Source organism: Nocardia sp. (assembly GCF_025465275.1).
Classification (GTDB): Bacteria; Actinomycetota; Actinomycetes; order Mycobacteriales; family Mycobacteriaceae; genus Nocardia.
Map to the genome: position 1 here is coordinate 53357 of NZ_JAODNK010000176.1, position 18903 is coordinate 72259.

Genomic DNA, 18903 nt, shown 5'->3' on the forward strand with positions numbered 1-18903 from the left:
TCTCAGTAGATAGCGAGCGGGGTTACACCGCGCCCGTTTCCGGGATCCTTTATTCGTGCGCCTCGACCGGTGCGGCCTGCTCCAGCTCCGCGGCGACCGTCTGCGGGAAGACGAACCTGCGCATGGCCCACCAGCGGAATACGGTCGCGAGCAGGGTGCCGAGGATGGTGGCACTGATGAAATCGGCGATATTCTCCACCAGCAGCGACACATGTGGGGTGCAGAGCAGGAACACATACCGCGACACCCACAGCGGCAATACGGTGATCCCCGCACCGAGACCGGCCACCACGAAGAACAGCGCCGCCTCGTGCCTGCGCTGGCGACCGCCCCGAGCGGTGAAGGCCCACTCCCGGTTCAGCACATACGACACCACGGTGGCGATGACCGTCGCGACAATATTCGCGGTAATCGGCTTCTCGTGCAGAATCGTCCACTTCAGGCCGAAGAAAAGCGCCGTCGTAGTGACAAACGCGATGCCGCCGACGGTGAGAAACTTCAGCAACTCCGCGTTCCGCACAAAAACCGACAGCAATCGCCTCGGGAGTCGCGCGGCAACAAATTCGACCATGAACACCGAGTCAGGCTAGCCGAGCCCCCACAGTCCCAACCACCCGCCAACTCCAGGGTCTCAGGACCCCCGCACCGGCACCCAACTCGCTCCCGCCTCCGTCCACCCCCGATTCTTGACCATTTTCCGCGCAGCCCGCCTGTTCCGCCCGATCAGTCGTTGCAGGTAGAGGCATCCGGCGAGGTGGTCGATCTCATGCTGAAAACACCGCGCGAGATACCCGCCGGCTTCGACAACAACGGCCTGCCCTGTGAGATCGACCCCGGTGACCCGCGCCCACTCCGCCCGTCCGGTGGGAAACCACTCACCCGGCACCGACAGACACCCTTCGAGATCGTCATCGGGATCGGGCATCGTCTCCGGAATCTCCGAGGTCTCGAGCACGGGGTTGACGACATGACCGCGGTGCCGAACTCCGGACTCGATCAGGTCGTACACGAATACCGCACGCGAATCGCCCACTTGGTTCGCCGCCAGCCCGGCACCGTGCGCGGCGGTATTGGTCTCGAACAAATCGCTCACGAAGTCCGCGAGCTCATTGTCGAAGGCGGTGACGGGCAGGGCCGGAGTGATCAGCCTGGGGTCACCGGCGATGAGTATCGGTCGAACAGCCATCCAGCGAGGGTACTCAAATTTGAGTAGTCGTGTCAGACTGGCGAAGTGAACGAGACCCGGCTGTTCGTACTCGCCGCATTGGCCAAACGTGGTGCGATGCACGGCCATCAGCTCCGCCGCGATGCCCGCCTGGATCGCGCCGACCTGTGGTCCCGGGTGAAACCCGGCTCCCTCTACAGCGCCCTGCACCGCATGGAAGCCGAAGGTCTCATCCGGCCCCTCCGCACCGAACAAGACGGAGCTCTCCCCGCCCGAACCGTCTACGAAATCACCGAGGAGGGCCGCCGCGAACTCCGCGCCCTGCGCGACGAAGCCTTCTCCGAGGTCGACATCCGCCCCGACCCGGTAGATCTCGCCCTGGTGGTCAGCGCCGACCTCGACCGCACTCTCCTCCGCGGCTACTTCGAAGACCGCCTTGCCGTGTTGAAGGCTCGAGTCTCGCGATTCGAACACCACCCAGACCGTCACTGGCCCAATCAAACTCGTGCCGACGACCTCATCGTCGACCACGCGCGGATGCGTCTTCAAGCCGAAATCGACTGGCACAAAAAGGTGCTCACCGACATCGACAAATTGGAAGCACCGCAGGGCTAGCTCCGCCCGGGCCTTCGGATCCTTTCGCTCGGATTCGCCGACGGCCCATCCGATCGAGCCAACGTCAGCCGAGCGCGGCCAAGAGTGTGGTGAGGGTCTTTGTCTCGGTTGCGGTGTCGGGGGTGCCGGCGCGGACGGCCTTCAAGGTGCTGTCGATCTGACCGTCGAGTGTGTGCCACGCGTTTTGGTCGAGGGGGCGAAGGGTTGCTTCGTCGTCATCCCATGCGGTTTCGAGGTCCTTGATTCGGGTCTTCGCACCGGTCTGGTCGCCGGCCTGCACCTTCGCGAGCGTGTCCTGGGTGATGGTGCGGAACTTGGTTGTTTCGTTCTGCGGGAAGTGAGCTGTCGCATCGCCTGAAGAGAGTGACGTCGATGTGGGCGCAGCGCTGGTGTCGTCCTCGCTCGCCACTGTCGCGTGTGGTTGCGCTGCGGCCCATATGAGTAGGGCTGCCGTGGCGGCGGTGACGGCGGCGTAGTAGCCGATCATGAGGCGTTCGCGGTCCGGATGTGTTGTCGCGGTGGGTGTCTGGGTCCGTTCGGATGCGGGGATGACATCGCTGCGGGTTCGGGTCAGGTATACGACTGCTGCGAGGATCGCGGCGAGGAAGATGACGCTTGTTGTGGCAGTACCCAATCCGAGGCCGTGGTCGGCCGACGGCGAGGCGAACCAGTCGCCGAGGTTCGCTCCCAGCGGGCGGGTCAGGATGTAGGCGAGCCAGAAGGACAGCACCACATTTGCGCCCAGTCGCCAGCCGATCACGATCGAGACGATCAGGCCGGCGGGCAGCAGCACCGAAATTCCGGGTCCCCAGCCGGTGAGGTCCAGTGTCCAGTCACCGGCCGCTGTGCCCAGGGCGAAGGTGACAAGCACTGCGAGCCAATAGAACAGCTCCCGCGGCAAGGTGACGATGCTGTGGATCGACAGCGTCCGCTCCCGCACGAACCACACTCCGAAGACAATGGCCAGCACCGCCGCGAAAACGCCCGTACTGAGTGCGAGCGGAACACCCAGACTGTCGGTGAGGATGTCGGTGTAGAGCGTGCCGGTCACACTCAACACGACAACCGAAAGCCAGTAAGCAAACGGTACATACCGGCTGAGCCGCAGCTGCCACCCCAGCACCGCCGCCAGCACGACGGTAAAAATGACCGCCGTAAGGCCCAGCCCAACCCCCAAAGTCAGGTTGATCCAGTCGGCGAAACTCTCACCCACGGTCGTACAGAGGATCTTGATGATCCAAAACCACACCGTGACCTCAGGCACCTTACTGAGCAGCACACGGGTCGTAACGGCACCAGATCTCGTCGTCTCGGTCACAGCGCCGGACTCTAACCACGACTCCCTGAACTAACGCTGAGAGCGCCCGGCGGGTGGGAGACGCAACAAAGAACAAAAGATAAGGACGCCTGGACGAGAAGAAGAGAAAACGACCAAAGAACAAGACGAGAAAAGAATAAGGACGCGAAAGGGGCTGGTCGGTCCGCCAGTCTGAATATCCTTATATCACAACACAATACGCCTTTCCGGGTGTGATCACCGGCGGTAGAATAGAGGCATGAATCCGGGGGGAGAATCCGCAACTGCTGTCAGTGCGCACGCACTGACAGCAGCGGTCGATGACCTCCTGAACGCGTCGCTGGTTCCGTTGCAGGATGATGAATTCATCGCGGTGATGCGGGAAGTGGAAACCTGTAAGCGCAAGCTCCAAGCGGTCGAGACCCGGTACGTCATCGAGACCACCACTCGAGGTCTGGCTCAGCGTGGCGGGGTCGCCACCCCGAAAGTGTTTCTGCGCCAAACCCTGGGTATCTCCCGCGCCGATGCGGCGTCCCGCGTGAACATCGCTGTGGAGACCGGTCCGCGCATCGTGTCCGGGGTCGAGCTGGAACCGACCTTGGCGCACGTCGCCAAAGCCCACCGTGAGGGTGCCATCTCCGTCGAGCATGTGCGGCGGATCATGACGGTGATGAACCGGTTGCCCGGCAGTCTCGACGCCGATGTGCGTGAAGCCACGGAGCTGCAGTTGACCGAGTTCGCCCCCACCGGGTACCCGGAAGGATTGCCGGTCATGGGGGAGGTGTTGTTGGCGGGCTTGGACCCGGATGGCACCTTGAGCACTGATGCCGATCGTGAGCGGATGCGCGGGCTGACCCTCGGTGCCGAACGCGCGGACGGGATGTCCCCGTGGGTGGGGGAGATCAACCGGAAGCTGCGGTCGGTGTTGGAGCCGATGTTCGCGAAGCTGGCCCGCCCGGGGATGTGCAACGCGAAGGACCCGCAGAGCCCGTGGGTGGCTGATCACAAGCTCACTGCGCAGGAGTTGGCGGCGTGCGCCGAACGCGATACCCGTACCCCGGCGCAACGTAATCATGATGCGTTGCTGGCGTTTTTGCGTCCGGAGTTCGGTGGCCCGGCCAAGCTCGGCAAGCACCGCGGCCTGCCGGTGTCGGCGATCGTCACCATGAGTGTGGCTGATCTGGAAGCGCGAGCGGGTGTGGCGACGACGGCGTCCGGTGGGATCGTGTCGATCCCGCAAGCCCTCGAGTTGGCTGCCAAGTCCAACAAGTACCTCGCGGTGCTCAACCCGGTGGGGTTGCCGTTGTATCTGGGTCGCGGCGACCGACACGCGGGCCTCGAGCTCGCCCAGCGCTCATCCAGCACCGAATGTGACACCGGGTCAGCGTTTCTCGGCGACGATGCCCGCCCCGCCGGTCGTGAGCGCGGTCCGGCCGGTTCCGACCGCGACGTGCGCGCATCCGGCACCGAGTACGACTCCCGGTCGGAGATCCTCAGCTACGGCCCTCGGCCCGCCAGCCTCGCCTACGACCCGCGGTCGGCTGGGTTCGGCCCGGGTCCCCGGTTGGCCGGTCCCGACTGCGACCTGCGCTCATCCAGCACCGAATCCGACTCCGGGGCAGCGATCCTCAGCGACGACGCTCGCCCCGCCAGTGCCGAGTTCGGTCCGTGTTCAGGAAGCTCCGAGCATGGTCCGGGTTCAGTCGGTTCCGACCAGGAGCCCCGGTTGGCCAGTCCCGCACAACGACTGGCACTCATCGCCTCCGAGAAGGGTTGCACCCGCCCGGGGTGTGACGCGCCTGCGACCATGTGCGCGGTGCACCATATCGACGAGTGGGCAAAGGGTGGCAGGACCGATATCGACAACCTCACCCTGGTATGCGACCACTGCCACGCCCAGGTCCACGACGGGCCCGGCGGGTGGAAAACCGTTGTCATGGGACCGGATTCGGAGTTCCCGGGGCGGACCGGGTGGATCGGGCCACCACACATCAACCCGACCGGGACACCGCAGGTGAACCATGTTCACCACCCCCTCGAGCAGAAGGCCGCCGCCCTGGCACGCATCCGAGCCCGCAACGAGCGAGAGCGGAAACGCTTCCGCCAGTAGGTCTTCTCCACCGACCTGTCCCACCGCCGGACTCCAGCCCGCCGGTGCTACAGGTCGTTGTGCGGGTTGGTTCTTCGGGTTCTCGGTCTTGTGGTTCTTGTCTTTTCGGGTTTTGTTCTCGAGAACGGGACCACAGCCAGTCCTCCGGCCGGTACCGCAGCATCCCCCGGTACTGCGGAAGGTAAATCGGGTACCCCTCCCGACGCCACCAGCACGGCCATCTCGAGCTTTGCTCGCACCCCTGCCAGACCAGCCCTGCCCGGGAGGCAAGAAACCCAGGTGCACCGACCGTTTCGGCATAGAAAACGTCGGATACCGGGGACGGAACAGCGGGTGTCTCAGCGGCACAACCGTTATGGGGTCTGTGCCGCTGAGACACGTGCTGTGCGGTCGGGAGACGGGCTGTGCGGTCCCCCCATTTGGGGGAGTTGACAGCATCGGGAGCCGACGCCGGCTACGTCACCCAGGGTTCCGAGGCTTCTTCTTGTTCTGCATGACGGGAGGAATGCCGGTAACGGCCCACACGCCCTTCAGGATGAGTCTGGCGTTCGTGCCGGAGGCCCTCAACGGTCAAAACCGTTGAGGGCCTCCGGTAGTCCGGGGTCAGGGGGCTGGGTGGAAGAGGGTGCCGTGGTAGATGCCTCGGAGGGTGCGGAGGGCGACTGTCGACCAGGCGGCGAGGAGGAGGGCGAAGAGGGCTATCGCGGTGAGGGCGAAGAGGTTTGCGCCGGTGTGGGTGTAGAGGACGGTGCTGCCGGTTACACAGGTGCCCAGGGGGAAGGTGAAGCCCCACCAGGTCATGTTGAAGGGCATGGTCTTTCGGGTGTGGTAGGTGACGGCGATGGCGAGGGCCAGCCAGAGGAGGGCGAAGCCCCAGGTGGGGACGCCGAAGATGAGGGCGAAGACGTCCAGGCCGGCGGCTTCGCGGTCGGGGAGGGTGGTGGGGGCCACGTTGGCGAGTTGACCTGCGGCGGTGACGGATTGGCCGAGGGGGCCGAGGACCAGCCAGACGGTGGCGACCATGCCGGCGGCGGGGAGGCCGTGGTGCAGCAGGCGGGACCAGATGACGGTGATGGTTGCGATGGCGGCGATGAGGCTCAGGCCGAACATGGCCAGGCAGAGGAAGAGCATGGTCATTCGGGGCTGGCCGGCGGGGATGTGGGGGATGAGCAGGGCGCCGGTGGCGGCCGAGACCATGGGAGGCACCACGGGCATGAGCCAACCGCCGAAAGCGGCATCACTGTCGAAATTGTGGCGGGTGATCATGCGGAAGGGAATGGCGCACGCGGCCAGCAGCCCGAGGGCGGTGCCCGCGGTCCACAACACCCAGTCGATGGCCACGGCGGCGGACATTCCGATCACGTCACTGCCGAGCACGAGGGTGCCCGCGCCGACGGTCATCAGCGCCATGGGGGGAGCGCCGTAGAACTGCATCATGACCGGATGCGCGCCGTGCGAGCGTGCGATCTCGGGGTAGCGCCGCCAGTGCGCCACCCAGGCGCCGGCCAGTACGACCAGCAGCAGCGCGGCCAATGCCCACACCACGGTGGCGGCGGCGCGCAGGCCGGGGAACTGCAGTGGGAGGGTGGCGGCGGAGTTGGCGACAATGCCGGTGCCCATCACCACGGCGAACCAATTCGGTCCGAGCGAACGCAGGGCATCGCCTGGTTCCTGACCGGGGCGGACGGCATAACGCGACTTCACGGACGTACGCGCCGCCGCAACCGGGGAGACGGTATCGGTGCTGCGGCGGAAGGTCACTGTGGTCATGTATTCAGCATCGGCCGGGTAAGGATGTCCCGGTACCGGTCACAGTTCGATGGATGCATAGAACCGTTCTATGCCTGCCCTCGATCCGCCCTATCCAGGAGGAGAGACTTCATGACCGACCGCGTGGATATCGAGACCCCGTTGGGGTTGGTCACCGTGTACCGAACCGGCGCTGGTGAGCCGGTTCTGCTGTGGCCCAGCCTTTTGATGGACCACACCTTGTGGACCAAGCAGGTGGAGCATCTGGCTGGGCGGTACCAGACCCTTGCGATCGATCCTCCGGGCCACGGGACCAGCTCACCGGTCACGCGGACGTTCACCCTCGGCGAATGTGCCGATTGCGCGTGCGCCATCCTCGATGCGCTGGAGATCCCTCGTGCTCATATCGTCGGCAACTCATGGGGCGCGATGACGGGTGCGGTGCTGGCGGCGCGATATCCCGAACGGGTGGCATCGGCAGTGCTGTTGAACGGCACGGCCTCCCCGGCAGGCCGACTCCAGCGCATGAAGTTTCGTGTCCTCGTGACGGCCGCGGGCATTCTCGGCGGGCTCCGTCCACCGCTGGATCGTGCGGTGCTGCGCGCGTTTCTCGGCCCGACGTCCCTGCGTAGCCGACCGGAAGCAGCCGAGACCGTTCTCGAGGTCGCGTCCAGGGTGAACGTCGAGTCGGCGCGGTACTGCGTGCGCAGTGTGGTGTCCCAGCGTCCGGACAATGTCGGTCTTCTCGCGGCAGTTTCGTCCCCAGTTCTGGTGGTCGCCGGGGCTGAGGACCGGATATTCCCGATCAGTGAAGTCCAGGCGATGGCCGCGGCGATTCCTGGCGCCCACTTCGTCGTGATCGAGGAGGCCGCGCACCTGCTCGCTCTAGAAGTTCCCGACCGCATCAACGAGTTGGTGAGCGACTTCCTCGCCCAGCACAGCTTCAGCTGACGACCGAGAACCGCCGCGGGACAGGGGTGGTCCGTACCTGCCGCGCCAGGCCGAGATCCGTCGGCTGGGCACTCCGATTGTCGAACCGCTCGAATACCGCCGCCAATTCCGGTGACCAGCGCGCGAATTCACCACGTACCGGCCCCTCGGTATCCAGCTGGCACACCACGCCGATGGCGGTGAGCAGCGCGCGGGCGAACGGCGTGACGTAGGCGGGGATGCTCATCTGCCGATGCGCATTCGTCAGCCGCAGATCCATGACGTGCCGTACCCGATGCCGCAGCCACTCGGTGCTGAATCGGAAATCATGCTGCGTGAACGGTTCGGTGGCCACCGCGATTCCCTCGGCAATGGTCGCCACGTCGTAGGCGCGATCAGCCTCGACGAACCCGTGCCGCCGCAGCGCGGTATCGAGATCGGCCATGGTGCCATTGAGTGCGGCGTCCATGACTTCACTGACCAGATCCTCGAATCCGACAGCCGGCCAGACGACGCACGCCCCGAAGTCGACGACCCCGAGCCGCCCGTCCGGCAGCACCCGGAAATTACCGGGATGCGGATCGCAGTACAGCAGCCCGGTGCGCGTCCACGACGACAGCAGGAATCGCAGAATGAGCATCCCGACGCGGCTGCGTTCCTCCGGCGCACCGGATTCGATAATGCGCGAGACCGGTGTGCCGTGCAGCCATTCGCTGACGATCACATTGCCGCGCTGGGTAATGACCTTGGGCACAACAAAATCCGGGTCGTCGGCATAGACCTCGGCGAAGACACGCTGGTGCTCGGCCTCGGCCGCATAGTCGAGCTCCTCGGCCACGGAGGTGCAGATGGCCTCGGTCACCGCGGGCACATCGGCGCCGGGAACGAAGACGGTGGCCAGTACCGACAGTCGCCGCAACTGTTCGAGATCATTGAGCACAGCCTCGTGCGCGCCCGGGTACATGACCTTCACCGCCGCCTGCCGGCCGTCGCGCCACACCGCACGATGCACCTGGCCGATGGAGGCGCCCGCCGCGCGCCGATCGTCGAATTCCCGAAAGTTCCAGCGCCAGCTCTCGCCCATCTCCGCGGCCATGGTCTCGTGCACCCGGGACGGCAGCATGGTCGGCGCCGAATCCTGCAGCTGCGCCAGTGCCGTTCGATACGGCTCGGCCAGGTCCGGCGGCAAGGCGAGTTCGTACAGCGCGAGCAGCTGCCCCAATTTGGTGGCGCACCCCTTGAGTTCGCCGAGCACCTCGAAAATGTGCTGCGCCGTGCGTAGTTGGATGTCCTGGCTGACCTCGGCGGCGGATCTGCCGCGGGCCCGTTGCGCGACCCCCGCCGCCTGCCGCCCGGCGAACGCGATGGGCAGGGCGGCGATTTTGGCATTGCGAACCGCGGTCCGAACCGGCGGCGTGCCACCGGTACCCCTTGAACGACTGCTGGTTCGCCGCTTGGTCATTGCTCACCTCATTGTGTACGCGGCGCACGGCAGTTTCGGTGCGGCCCGCCGCGGTGTGCGCACGTGCAGTTTGGCATATAAGAGCTTAAACTGTCTGGGACGTATCCGAAAGTTGTCGAAAGGTGACAGGATGGGTGCCCAGACGGTCGTCGCGGATGTCGCCGACGAACTGGCTCGCCGCGTCGCGACCGGCGAATACGCGCCCGGCGATCTGATGCCATCCGTTCGCCAGGTCGCCGAGGAATTCGAAATGAACCGGGCCACCGCGCAACTGGTGCTCGGCAGGCTGGAGTCCTACGGATTCGTGGACGCGCACCGCGGCCGCGGCTTCACGGTGCGTGATGTGCGCCGGGCCGGTGGGCTGGACGTCTACCGCCGCCTGTTCCGGCTCTCCATGCACGCGCCCGAGGTGGCGGCCGATATTTTCCGCAATATCGTTGCCGCCGAACGGGTCATCGTGCTCGACGCGCTGCTGGACTACACCGAGGGGGAGGGCGGCGTCGAGCCCCGGGCGCTGCACGGCGCCATCGATGAGCTGGAGACCCTGGCCCGCAGCGAGCATCCCGATCATGCCGGGATGCTGATCATCGAAATCGGTGTGGTGCGCACTCTTCTCACCGATCTCGGGCACACCATGCAGCGTGCGGTGCTGAATTCGGTCGGCGAAATGCTGTTCGAGGTGCCGGAGGCGGTGCAGGCGTATTTCGCGGCCTCACCGGATCTGCATGTGCTGGTGTGGCGCGCGTTGCTGGCGGTGTGGGAGTCCGATTCCGGCCCCTCCGAACCGCAACTGTCGCTGTTCGAGGATCTGTTCGCCATGTACCACGAGAGGGTCGTCGCGCATTTCGAGGAACTGGTCGGCGTCACGGAGGATGCCGGAATTTCTGCGCGACAAGCTATTTGACCAACCGTCTGAGACACTCTAGTCTTCGATTCGTGTCCGTGGGGCATGCTCTGTCACCTTCGCCCAGGCGAGCAATGGCGATACGAATCGAGGCACCATGGCGGGCAAGAGAAGAACCGGTCTGGCACGGTCGGCGAAGATCGCGGCACTGCCGGTGGGCATTATGGCCCGGCGCATGACTGCCACCGGCAAAGCCATCATGACCGGCGCCGATCGCGGCACCATCGACGAGGCGCTGATCGACAAGGCCGCCGATGAGGTCTTCCGGGTGCTCGGCGAACTCAAGGGCGGCGCCATGAAACTCGGGCAGGCGCTCAGTGTCGCCGAGGCCGCGGTGCCCTCCCGCTTTGCCGACCGCTATCGAGATGCCCTGTCGCGCTTGCAGAATCAGGCGCCTCCCATGCCGACGGCGCAGGCGCACCGCGTGCTCGACGAGCAACTGGGTACCCGCTGGCGCGAGCGGTTCTCCCTGTTCGAGGACGAGCCGGTGGCCGCGGCCAGTATCGGCCAGGTGCACCGGGCGGTATGGAAGGACGGCCGCACCGTCGCGGTGAAGATCCAGTATCCGGGCGCGGATGTCGCACTCATGTCGGATCTCAAACTGCTGCAGATGCTTTCGGGCACCTTCGGGGTCTTCATGCCCGGCGTGGACGTGAAAGCGCTGATCGAGGAATTCGTCTCGCGCACCGAGGATGAGCTCGACTACCGGCTCGAGGCCGATCATCAGCGGCGCTTCGCCACCGCCTACGCCGGCGACCCGAAATTCTTCGTGCCCCGGGTGATCGCGAGCGCGCCCAAGGTCATGGTCACCGAATGGATGTCGGCCACCCCGCTGTCGAAGATCATTGCCGAAGGCACTGTCCAGCAGCGGAATCGGGTCGGAGAACTGCTGGTCGAGTTCGGGCTGAGCTCACCGAAGCGGGTCGGATTCCTGCACTGTGATCCGCATCCGGGCAATTACCAATTGCTCGACGACGGCCGGCTGGGCATTATCGACTTCGGCGCCACCATCGCCGTGCCGGACGGCCTCCCGCCGGTGGTGGGCGAGCTGGCCCGGCTCGCCGTCGCCGAGGACTACGACGCGCTGATGGCTTCCCTGCACGCGAATGGATTCGTGCGCCCCGGCCACGATATCGACCTGGAACCCATCAAGCGCGTGGTCTCGCCGATCGTCGCCGAATTGCAGGGTGAGCGGCTGCACATCAGCCGGGATCTGTTGCAGGGCCACATGTTGCGCGCCATGGATTTGCAGAACGTATCGATGAACAACACGTTCGCCGTGCGCACGCCGCCCGAACTCCCCGATCTGGTCATGCTCGGCCGCGTGCTCGGCGGAGTTGTCGCCGTCTGTGCGCAGCTGGATGCCGAAGGCGCCTTCCTCGGCCTGCTGGAACGCTGGCTGCCCGGCTACGTGCAGGAGGGCGAAGCCGCCTGAGCTGCAGCGGATTTCAGCTCGGTGCAGCGAGTGTGGTGTCCAGCCGCACCCGGCCTGACGCTCACCCCGCGACGAACGCGGCAGCCGCGATGAGTGCTGCGATGACGGTGAGCGCCAGCGCCGCGAGGATCAGCAGATTCCGTGGCGTGGGCGGTTCGGCGGGGGGAATCGGTCGATCGGCCATCGGGGCTCATCTCCTGAACGGTATGGGTGGTGGCAGCGGATCATCGTATTCCGGTGGTTCCCAATAGGTTTGCAGTCCCGGCCGCTGCGGCATGAGCTCGGCGGCCTCCCGCGCCACCCCGACGAAGCCGGGATGGTCGATGACGAAGCGGACCGCCCGCTCCACCTCGGGTCCGCTGCCGACTCGCATCAGGCCCCGGGTGAAATCGGGGAAGGCGCGGGTGAAGTAGTAGATCAGCCGCGATTCCGCGCGCAGCGGCAGCATGGCGCGATTCGCGGCGGCCGCCGCGACGATCTTGCGGCCGGCCTTGTCCGGATGCATGCCCAGCAGTGTCATGCCCTTCACCACGATCTGCCGGGTGATGGCGACCTGCTCGGTGCTGAGCGTGGCCAATGTGGCGGTGGCGGCCAGATTGGTGGCGATCAATCCCGGGCACACCACGGTGACACCGATTCCGAGCGGAGCCATTTCGACGCGGAGGGTCTCGCTGAGATGTTTCACCCCGGCCGCGGTGAAGGCGTAGGGCGTGCCCATCCGTATGGGCGCGAAGGCGGCGACCGAGGAGATGTTCACCAGTTGCCCGCCGGTGCCGCGCTCGGCCATCTGCGCGCCGAACAGGCGGCACCCGTGCACGATCGCGGTCAGATTGACATCGACAATGCGCCGCAGATCAGCGGGCCGGATGTCGAAAAATGGCCCGCCGACCACGATTCCGGCATTATTGACCACTACGTCGGGCACACCGTGCGCGGTTTTCACATGGTCCGCCAGGGCTTCGAGCGAGAGTGGATCGGCTACATCGAGGGCATACGGGAAGGCCGAACCGCCCGCCGAATGAATCAGTGCCGCAGTGTCTTCGGCGGTAGCGAAGTTGATGTCGGCGACAATGATCTCGGCCCCGCGGGCCGCGAGGGCCTTGGCGGTGCCGCGACCGATGCCACTGCCTGCCCCGGTCACCACGGCAAGTCGCGGGTGGAAGGGTTTCATTTGTGGTCTACTCCTCCGCTGGAGAGTCAGAGTGTACACTGTCTGGGACAGTATGTGGAAGTATGAGAACGCAGCGCCGCAGCCGCGGAATCAGGGGACCTCACATGGCAGGCTTCGAGAACGAAGTTGTCGTCATCACCGGTGCCGGTGGCGGTATCGGCCGCGCGGTGGCGCAACGCTTCGCGCGTAAGAAGGCCATCGTCATCGCCGCCGATCTCGATAAGGCGCGGGCCGTGCAGACGGTGGAATCCATCGAAGCATTCGGCGGTGTCGCCACACCCTATGCGGTGGACGTGGCCGATGCCGCGGCCATGGAATCTTTCGCCGAGGACATTCACACCGAATTCGGTACGCCGAAGGTGCTGGTCAACAATGCCGGATACAGCACGGCCGGGCCGTTTCTGGAGCACACCCTCGAGGACTGGGAGCGACTGCTCGGCGTCAATGTCTGGGGATTGATATACGGCTGCACCCACTTCGGGCGGCAGATGGTCGAATCCGGGCGCGGTGGGCGCATTATCAATGTCACCTCGGTGGCGGCCTTCACGCCGATTCCACTGAGCACCCCGTACTGCGCGAGCCGGGCGGCGGCGCAAATGCTCACCGAGGGTTTGCGATTGGAGTTCGCCGGCACCGGTGTGGGTGTGACGGCGGTCTGTCCGGCCCTGGTGCACACCGGAATCTACGAGGACGGTGAGGTCGATAGGGGCGCCGCGGTGGATGTGGCGCGCACACTCAGCGTGATCTCGCTGGCCGAGCGCTTCGTCGCGCACAGCCCGGAGAGCATTGCGCGCACCATCGTCCGGGTGGCGGCCCGCAATCCAGCCGTGGTGCCGACCCCCATCGAGGCCCGGGCGTTGTACCTGGCCACCCGGGTCTCGCCGGGCGGTGCGCGGCTGGCTGCGCGAGTCCTGCGGCCGGACAAGCTGACCGGATTGCGAGCGCGCGTGACCCGCCCGGCGGTGCTGACGCGGATCGATGACTATCTGACGCGGAAGCTGGAGGGTCTGGACCGGCGGTAGCGCAGTGTGCGGATCGCGGTGTGCGCCGGGATCCGCACTGCGGCAACAACTTAGATGCGAGCGGCTAGACCCTTGATGCCGAAGGAGGCGAAGGGCCGGATGAACGGTGCGGCCCAGCGCAGCGGCAGGAACGAGCCGATACGCGGCTGGAATGCGATGGTCCAGGTGAGTTGCGTACCGTCCGCGGTCTCGGTCAGCCGGTAATCCTCGGCGAAGGCCTTGATCAGGAAGGGAATCGAGATCTTGGTGCCGGAGACGGTGAGCTGCGTGTTGGGCGCCATGATGATCACCCGCTCCTGCACCGCGAACAGCAGTCCGTCGAAACTGCGCAGCGCGCCTTCCCTGCGGTAGTCGTCGCGGTAGCGAATGCCATTGATCAGCGGGATCCAGGAGAAGGTGCCGTTGAGCTGCAAGGCATCCCACACCTTGTGCGGCGGAAACGGGAATTCGCGGCTGGCGGTCACGGTGAAGGCGGCGCGGTCGATGAATTCGCCGACGTCCGCCGAGGTGATCGGCCGTACCTCGAATCCATTGTCCGCCAGGACGTCTTTCGTCCACCTGCGCATGAGGAGCGCGGAAATGCCGCCGGCGATCGCGCCCAGGACGACTATGACCGCCACGACGATGATGACTGTGACCATGAAGTTGGTTCCTTCTCGACGAACGGCGTGCGGGCGTCAGAACTGGCTGGCGCCGTGACGATTTCGGCGCGCAAAGGCCCAGGCGGCACTGCCTGCCACGGTGGCCGCGGAGGCTGTCGCGCGGACGGTGCGCATTCGGTAGATCTGCCAGATACCGAAGAGCGCGGCGATCCCCGCGGGAATCAGCATGAGCGCCGAGGTGGTCAGCAGGGCTGCCCAGTTCGGCATCCATTGTGCGAACAGTTCGGTCAGGAAGCGGAAGAAGTAGATGGTCCCGTAGATGGCCGCGATGAGTGCGAAACTCAATGCGGCGAGCGCGATTACGCCGCGTGCTACTTCGGCGGCGAGGAACTTCCCGGCCCGGTACAGCCTGGGTCCGAGCCAGGCGGACAGCTCTGCCAGCAGTATTCGGACGATCTGCTCGATCGGGCTCGGTTGCGGCTCGATCGCCGTGCTGTAGCCGGCTTGGTCGGTAGCCATCCGCGGCCCCCTCGGTGGATGTGATCATCGGCGACCGCCTGCCGCCGGAACTGTCGCATCCTAACACGTTCGGATAGATTGTCTCAGACGGCAGATTTCCTCTGAGGAGTGTGACACCGCATGGCCAATACGCTCTCGGCCGGGACGACCACGGCGAGCCTTCCGCTCATCGCACGACGCTGGACCATCGACGACATTCCCGATCAGACCGGCAAGACCGCGGTGGTCACCGGCGCGAACAGCGGCCTGGGTCTGCGCACCGCGGAAGCCTTGGCCGCCAAGGGCGCTCACGTGCTCATGGCCTGCCGCAATGAACTCAAGGCCGCCGCGGCGCTGGAGTCCGTGGCCGCCGCCGCGACCGGCCCGAAACCCGAAGTGCTGCCGCTGGATCTGGCCGACCTGACCTCGATCCGCCGTGCCGCGGACCATCTCGACGTGCGCGGCAATGCCATCGACGTGCTGGTCAACAATGCGGGCGTGATGGCGCTGCCGCGCAATGTGCGGACCGTGGAGGGGTTCGACGCCCAATTCGGCACCAACCACCTCGGTCACTATGCCTTCACCGGCCTGTTGCTGCCCGCTTTGCTGCGCGCACCCAGCCCACGGGTCGTCACCGTGTCCTCCATCGCGGCCTGGGGCGGCGTCATCAATTGGCCCGATCCGAACTGGCGTGTGCTCTACGTTCGCTGGCTCGCCTACAGCCAATCCAAACTCGCCAACCTGCTCTTCACCGCGGAGCTGAATCGCCTTGCGCGCCAGCACGGTACCGCCCTCACCGCGGTATCCGCTCATCCCGGCCTCTCCGCGACCCACCTCTACGATTCCGGAGCCGAGAAGGGGGTATCCGGCCGCCTGGCCGCCCTCCAGCAGCGGGCGCTCGTCGGCCTCGCACAATCCGATCGCATGGGTGCCCTGCCCCAGCTCTATGCCGCCACCATGCCCAATCTTCCGGGCAACTCCTACCTCGGTCCCGCCTTCGAAACCTTCGGCTATCCGCGCCGCGCCCTTCGAAATCCACTGGCCTACAGTCGAACCCAAGCTCGGGCCCTCTGGCGCCTGAGCGAATCCCTCACCGACATCCACTACCCCTGGCCTGAGTGACGGCAAAAGCCGCATTGGGTCCGAGGTCGGACTCGAACGCGTATATCGCCAGTTCGGTGCCGGCGATCATCGGCGCGGGGAACAGCGGTTCGTAGTCGGCGTTCTTTTCGACCAGGGCGCGCCAACGCGCGGTCGGCCGGGACACTGCGGTGCTCATGCCGCGAGGCTGACCGGCCGACCGGCACCATCCGAGCTAGGAGGGAACGGAGACGGTGAAAAGTTCTTCGGCGCGGCGGGTGTCCATGTCCTCGCGGACCCGGTGGATCAGGCCGTTGTGCAATTCGAAGATGAAGCAGTAGTCGGCGGCGCGGATCTCGCCGGAGTCGGACATGTTCGCCCATGTGTCCGGATATGGCTGGCCGGGGTACGCCGCCGCGCGCAGACTCGGGGGTATGGAAGCGTTCCAGGGTGTTGTCACGACCGGCATCTACTGCCTGCCGCCGTGCCCTGGTCGTCCGCTGTCGGAGAACGTGGTGCCCTTCGCCTCGGCGGCGGGCGCCGAGGCCGCGGGATTCCGCGCCTGCCATCGATGCCGGCCGTATCGCGGCGACCAGCGACCCTCGAACGCCTCCGAATTGGTCTGCCACGCTGTGGATCTCATTGCCTCCGGAGTGCTGGACAGCAGCAACGAGGCCGATCTCGCAGCGCGACTGGCGGTGTCGGAGCGGCACCTGCGCCGAATGTTCCGCGAACAGGTCGGCGCCACACCCGATCAGCTGGCCCGGTCCCGCCGCGCGCATTTCGCCCGGCGCCTGCTGGACGATACCGATCTCTCGGTCACCGATATCGCCTTCGCCGCCGGGTTCGGCAGCCTGCGCCAATTCAATCGGGTCATGGTCGCGACGTTCCGCGCCACACCACAGGAATTGCGCACCCGGCGGCGTCGCGCGGATCGTCTGGTGGCGGACGGAGGTATCGCGCTCCGGGTCCCGCTGCCCGAACCGGTGCAGCTGGATCGGCGACTGTCCGAGCTCGCCCGCACTGCCATCCGCGGCATCGAGCACGTCACCGTTGAGCACTACCGGCGAACGGTGTCGATGGACGGTGCCCCCGGCGTCATCGATATCAGCGCGGACGCCTCCGGTCACCCGCTGCTGGTCGCGCACCTGCCTCGACTCGAAGGTCTTCTACATCTGGTGGCGCAGGTGCAATGGCTGCTCGGTGGCGGCACATGGGATCCGCACGAGGCCGATGTCCGAATTATGGTGATGGACAATGTCGGCGCGGCAGCCGCGCCCGGCGTGCTCGCCGAGATCGTCGAACGGCACGGTGCGCCGATCAATGGATTGGGCCGATTCGGTCTGACCCATCTGTTCCCCACGGCAATCGCTCTCGCCGGTGCCGACCTGAATACGTGATCTCCCGACCAACCGGCGGCAGCGGGTCTACCGTGCGAGAATCTGGCTGCCTGATTGCTCGATTGCCCCGATAGTGCGCGAGGAGACGTTGTGAGTGTGAGGTTCCTGATTGGTTTGCCCGTTGCGGTGCTGGCGGTAGGGCCGGTGTTCGCACTGGCCGGGACGGCGCCCGCGCAGGCGCCCGCGCAGGCGCTGCCTACTCGGCCGGGGATTTCGGTCAACTACAGCTGCACCGCGCAGACTTGGGCCGGGGATCCGCTGCCGACCTTGTCGGTGACGGCGACCCAGGGTATGCGCCAGGCTCAGGGTCAGGCGAAGACCATGTGGGGTGGAACCGCCAAGTTCGCGACCATCACCTGCACGCCGGTCTGAGCTGAACTGTCAGATGGCGCGGCGGTGGTTCAGGTAGGCGAAAGAGGCCAGTCCCAGCGGGATCTGGAACCAGAAGGTGAGTAGCCGGAAGCCCAGGGCCACCGCGACCGCCACGCCGCCGGTCAGTCCGGCAATAGCCGTGAGTCCGGCAGCGAGGGTGATCTCCTTCGCTGCCACCCCGCTCGGCGACGGCAGTAGCGGCCCCAGCGCCACTGTCACCAGCTGAACCACGAAGGTGTCGCCCAGGCTCAGATCCGCGCCGACGGCATGCAGTACCGCCCACAGCGCCACCACCATGAGTAGCGGCTGCACCAGCGCGGCAACCCACAGCGGTGCGGCGCGGCCCGGCCGGAGTGCGGTGGCGGCCACCGACTTCCACGCGAATTCCGCATCCGAACGTCCGGAACGGACCCGGTGCGCGAGCTCCCGCCAGCCACCGCGAGCCGCCACCCGGCGACGCAGGGTCACTATCCCGAACACTGCCAGTGCGCCGACGACCACGAGGATCGCTGCCGCCACCGCACCTGTGCGCCAAGGATTCTCGGTTGCGTGATGCCACCACATCGAGGCGCGCGCGCCCAGATCGTGCCAGGGTGATTGCGAGCCGGTCCGCCGCACCAGACTGGGTGTGGCCAGCAGCGCGACGATTACCAGCGGTATCCGCACCACCAGCGCCGCGAAGCCCATCAGCGTCATGGAGGCGACCGCCGCACTGTGGCTGAGACCCTCCCGGCGCAGGAAACGGAGCCGGATGAGCAGCGAGGCGGCCGGTACCAGTCCGATGGCGGGTACGGCCAATTGGAGTGCGAAGAGCCGGCGTGCGGAGGGCTGTGCCGGAATGGACCCGCGCAGCATCCATACCGAGGTGGGCCAGAGGCCGAGGGTGGCGAGGGCCGCCAGCGCCAGCCAGCGTGGGTCGGCACCGAGCAGGGCACGCATGCCCGCCGCTACCGTCTCGTGCTGCCAGATCGCGGCGGCGACCACCACGACCGAGCAAACGACTGTGGGGAGCGCCTTTCTCGCTGATGCGGGAATGGCCGGGGCCATCGGCTCTCCTTGGTTCGCGGACGCGGTGATTGACCTGTGCATCG

21 protein-coding genes are annotated in these 18903 nt (G+C 66.1%); 9 read left to right on the plus strand and 12 right to left on the minus strand.

What is annotated here, in order from left to right; all coding sequences use genetic code 11:
• Window positions 1-49: 49 nt before the first annotated feature.
• Together JWN03_RS36275 and JWN03_RS36280 are read right to left on the minus strand one after the other, a co-directional pair.
• Complete coding sequence (locus JWN03_RS36275; RefSeq protein ID WP_297625029.1) at window positions 50-571, minus strand: GtrA family protein; 522 nt, start codon at window positions 569-571, stop codon at window positions 50-52.
• A gap of 60 nt (window positions 572-631) precedes the next feature.
• Complete coding sequence (locus JWN03_RS36280) at window positions 632-1186, minus strand: peptide deformylase (protein ID WP_297624891.1); 555 nt, start codon at window positions 1184-1186, stop codon at window positions 632-634.
• 45 nt (window positions 1187-1231) lie between these two features.
• Here JWN03_RS36280 and JWN03_RS36285 point away from each other — a divergent pair, with 45 nt between their 5' ends.
• Window positions 1232-1780, plus strand: coding sequence for a PadR family transcriptional regulator (locus tag JWN03_RS36285; RefSeq protein WP_297624893.1), 549 nt, complete (start codon window positions 1232-1234; stop codon window positions 1778-1780).
• A 64-nt stretch (window positions 1781-1844) separates the two neighbouring features.
• Here JWN03_RS36285 and JWN03_RS36290 read toward each other — a convergent pair whose 3' ends face one another.
• The gene (locus tag JWN03_RS36290; RefSeq protein WP_297624895.1) at window positions 1845-3098 is read right to left on the minus strand and encodes a COG4705 family protein; all 1254 of its coding nucleotides are present in this window, start codon (window positions 3096-3098) and stop codon (window positions 1845-1847) included.
• A gap of 238 nt (window positions 3099-3336) precedes the next feature.
• On the opposite strand from JWN03_RS36290, the gene JWN03_RS36295 reads away from it, so the two are divergent.
• Complete coding sequence (locus tag JWN03_RS36295) at window positions 3337-5187, plus strand: HNH endonuclease signature motif containing protein (protein WP_297624899.1); 1851 nt, start codon at window positions 3337-3339, stop codon at window positions 5185-5187.
• A gap of 603 nt (window positions 5188-5790) precedes the next feature.
• Here the strand turns inward: JWN03_RS36295 and JWN03_RS36300 are convergent.
• Window positions 5791-6957, minus strand: a complete 1167-nt coding sequence (locus JWN03_RS36300; RefSeq protein ID WP_297624902.1) for a TDT family transporter — start codon at window positions 6955-6957, stop codon at window positions 5791-5793.
• A gap of 111 nt (window positions 6958-7068) precedes the next feature.
• On the opposite strand from JWN03_RS36300, the gene JWN03_RS36305 reads away from it, so the two are divergent.
• Window positions 7069-7887, plus strand: coding sequence for an alpha/beta fold hydrolase (locus JWN03_RS36305; protein ID WP_297624904.1), 819 nt, complete (start codon window positions 7069-7071; stop codon window positions 7885-7887).
• On the opposite strand, the gene JWN03_RS36310 is transcribed toward JWN03_RS36305, so the two are convergent.
• Window positions 7880-9328 carry an ABC1 kinase family protein gene (locus tag JWN03_RS36310; protein WP_297624907.1) on the minus strand — a complete coding sequence of 483 codons (1449 nt, stop codon included), beginning with the start codon at window positions 9326-9328 and terminating at the stop codon, window positions 7880-7882. The two genes, JWN03_RS36305 and JWN03_RS36310, sit on opposite strands and share 8 nt — an antisense overlap.
• 130 nt (window positions 9329-9458) lie before the next feature.
• Between JWN03_RS36310 and JWN03_RS36315 the strand changes: the two genes are divergently transcribed.
• Both JWN03_RS36315 and JWN03_RS36320 read left to right on the plus strand, forming a co-directional pair.
• Complete coding sequence (locus JWN03_RS36315) at window positions 9459-10232, plus strand: winged helix-turn-helix domain-containing protein (RefSeq protein ID WP_297624910.1); 774 nt, start codon at window positions 9459-9461, stop codon at window positions 10230-10232.
• Between the two features lie 97 nt (window positions 10233-10329).
• Window positions 10330-11667 carry an ABC1 kinase family protein gene (locus tag JWN03_RS36320; RefSeq protein ID WP_297624913.1) on the plus strand — a complete coding sequence of 446 codons (1338 nt, stop codon included), beginning with the start codon at window positions 10330-10332 and terminating at the stop codon, window positions 11665-11667.
• A 61-nt stretch (window positions 11668-11728) separates the two neighbouring features.
• Here JWN03_RS36320 and JWN03_RS36325 read toward each other — a convergent pair whose 3' ends face one another.
• Both JWN03_RS36325 and JWN03_RS36330 read right to left on the minus strand, forming a co-directional pair.
• A complete protein-coding gene (locus JWN03_RS36325; RefSeq protein ID WP_297624916.1) occupies window positions 11729-11851 on the minus strand; it encodes a hypothetical protein in 123 nt (40 codons plus the stop codon).
• Between the two features lie 6 nt (window positions 11852-11857).
• On the minus strand, window positions 11858-12838 hold the full coding sequence (locus JWN03_RS36330; RefSeq protein ID WP_297624919.1) for an SDR family NAD(P)-dependent oxidoreductase: 981 nt from the start codon (window positions 12836-12838) through the stop codon (window positions 11858-11860).
• 104 nt (window positions 12839-12942) lie between these two features.
• Here JWN03_RS36330 and JWN03_RS36335 point away from each other — a divergent pair, with 104 nt between their 5' ends.
• A complete protein-coding gene (locus JWN03_RS36335) occupies window positions 12943-13860 on the plus strand; it encodes an SDR family NAD(P)-dependent oxidoreductase (protein WP_297624922.1) in 918 nt (305 codons plus the stop codon).
• A 50-nt stretch (window positions 13861-13910) separates the two neighbouring features.
• Here the strand turns inward: JWN03_RS36335 and JWN03_RS36340 are convergent, their stop codons facing one another.
• Entirely contained in the window at window positions 13911-14501 is a 591-nt protein-coding gene (locus JWN03_RS36340) for an SRPBCC family protein (RefSeq protein WP_297624925.1), read from the minus strand.
• A 36-nt stretch (window positions 14502-14537) separates the two neighbouring features.
• Window positions 14538-14981, minus strand: a complete 444-nt coding sequence (locus tag JWN03_RS36345) for a phage holin family protein (protein ID WP_297624928.1) — start codon at window positions 14979-14981, stop codon at window positions 14538-14540.
• 120 nt (window positions 14982-15101) lie between these two features.
• Between JWN03_RS36345 and JWN03_RS36350 the strand changes: the two genes are divergently transcribed.
• Entirely contained in the window at window positions 15102-16082 is a 981-nt protein-coding gene (locus JWN03_RS36350) for an oxidoreductase (RefSeq protein WP_297624931.1), read from the plus strand.
• Here the strand turns inward: JWN03_RS36350 and JWN03_RS36355 are convergent.
• Window positions 16051-16239 (minus strand): hypothetical protein, encoded by a 189-nt coding sequence (locus JWN03_RS36355; protein ID WP_297624934.1) that lies wholly within the window; start codon window positions 16237-16239, stop codon window positions 16051-16053. The two genes, JWN03_RS36350 and JWN03_RS36355, sit on opposite strands and share 32 nt — an antisense overlap.
• 36 nt (window positions 16240-16275) lie before the next feature.
• Window positions 16276-16413, minus strand: a complete 138-nt coding sequence (locus JWN03_RS36360) for a hypothetical protein (protein ID WP_297624935.1) — start codon at window positions 16411-16413, stop codon at window positions 16276-16278.
• On the opposite strand from JWN03_RS36360, the gene JWN03_RS36365 reads away from it, so the two are divergent.
• Window positions 16412-17440, plus strand: coding sequence for a helix-turn-helix domain-containing protein (locus JWN03_RS36365; RefSeq protein WP_297624938.1), 1029 nt, complete (start codon window positions 16412-16414; stop codon window positions 17438-17440). The two genes, JWN03_RS36360 and JWN03_RS36365, sit on opposite strands and share 2 nt — an antisense overlap.
• Before the next feature lie 96 nt (window positions 17441-17536).
• Complete coding sequence (locus tag JWN03_RS36370; protein WP_297624941.1) at window positions 17537-17812, plus strand: hypothetical protein; 276 nt, start codon at window positions 17537-17539, stop codon at window positions 17810-17812.
• 9 nt (window positions 17813-17821) lie between these two features.
• Here JWN03_RS36370 and JWN03_RS36375 read toward each other — a convergent pair whose 3' ends face one another.
• Window positions 17822-18859, minus strand: coding sequence for a lysylphosphatidylglycerol synthase transmembrane domain-containing protein (locus tag JWN03_RS36375; RefSeq protein WP_297624944.1), 1038 nt, complete (start codon window positions 18857-18859; stop codon window positions 17822-17824).
• Window positions 18860-18903: the final 44 nt, after the last annotated feature.

Excerpts from the sequence above, each read along its gene's own strand:
- JWN03_RS36275 (WP_297625029.1), bottom strand. The coding sequence starts at position 571 with ATGGTCGAATTTGTTGCCGCGCGACTCCCGAGGCGATTGCTGTCGGTT.
- JWN03_RS36280 (WP_297624891.1), bottom strand. The coding sequence starts at position 1,186 with ATGGCTGTTCGACCGATACTCATCGCCGGTGACCCCAGGCTGATCACT.
- JWN03_RS36295 (WP_297624899.1), top strand. The coding sequence starts at position 3,337 with ATGAATCCGGGGGGAGAATCCGCAACTGCTGTCAGTGCGCACGCACTG.
- JWN03_RS36300 (WP_297624902.1), bottom strand. The coding sequence starts at position 6,957 with ATGACCACAGTGACCTTCCGCCGCAGCACCGATACCGTCTCCCCGGTT.
- JWN03_RS36305 (WP_297624904.1), top strand. The coding sequence starts at position 7,069 with ATGACCGACCGCGTGGATATCGAGACCCCGTTGGGGTTGGTCACCGTG.
- JWN03_RS36310 (WP_297624907.1), bottom strand. The coding sequence starts at position 9,328 with ATGACCAAGCGGCGAACCAGCAGTCGTTCAAGGGGTACCGGTGGCACG.
- JWN03_RS36315 (WP_297624910.1), top strand. The coding sequence starts at position 9,459 with ATGGGTGCCCAGACGGTCGTCGCGGATGTCGCCGACGAACTGGCTCGC.
- JWN03_RS36320 (WP_297624913.1), top strand. The coding sequence starts at position 10,330 with ATGGCGGGCAAGAGAAGAACCGGTCTGGCACGGTCGGCGAAGATCGCG.
- JWN03_RS36325 (WP_297624916.1), bottom strand. The coding sequence starts at position 11,851 with ATGGCCGATCGACCGATTCCCCCCGCCGAACCGCCCACGCCACGGAAT.
- JWN03_RS36330 (WP_297624919.1), bottom strand. The coding sequence starts at position 12,838 with ATGAAACCCTTCCACCCGCGACTTGCCGTGGTGACCGGGGCAGGCAGT.
- JWN03_RS36335 (WP_297624922.1), top strand. The coding sequence starts at position 12,943 with ATGGCAGGCTTCGAGAACGAAGTTGTCGTCATCACCGGTGCCGGTGGC.
- JWN03_RS36340 (WP_297624925.1), bottom strand. The coding sequence starts at position 14,501 with ATGGTCACAGTCATCATCGTCGTGGCGGTCATAGTCGTCCTGGGCGCG.
- JWN03_RS36345 (WP_297624928.1), bottom strand. The coding sequence starts at position 14,981 with ATGGCTACCGACCAAGCCGGCTACAGCACGGCGATCGAGCCGCAACCG.
- JWN03_RS36350 (WP_297624931.1), top strand. The coding sequence starts at position 15,102 with ATGGCCAATACGCTCTCGGCCGGGACGACCACGGCGAGCCTTCCGCTC.
- JWN03_RS36355 (WP_297624934.1), bottom strand. The coding sequence starts at position 16,239 with ATGAGCACCGCAGTGTCCCGGCCGACCGCGCGTTGGCGCGCCCTGGTC.
- JWN03_RS36365 (WP_297624938.1), top strand. The coding sequence starts at position 16,412 with ATGTTCGCCCATGTGTCCGGATATGGCTGGCCGGGGTACGCCGCCGCG.
- JWN03_RS36360 (WP_297624935.1), bottom strand. The coding sequence starts at position 16,413 with ATGTCCGACTCCGGCGAGATCCGCGCCGCCGACTACTGCTTCATCTTC.
- JWN03_RS36375 (WP_297624944.1), bottom strand. The coding sequence starts at position 18,859 with ATGGCCCCGGCCATTCCCGCATCAGCGAGAAAGGCGCTCCCCACAGTC.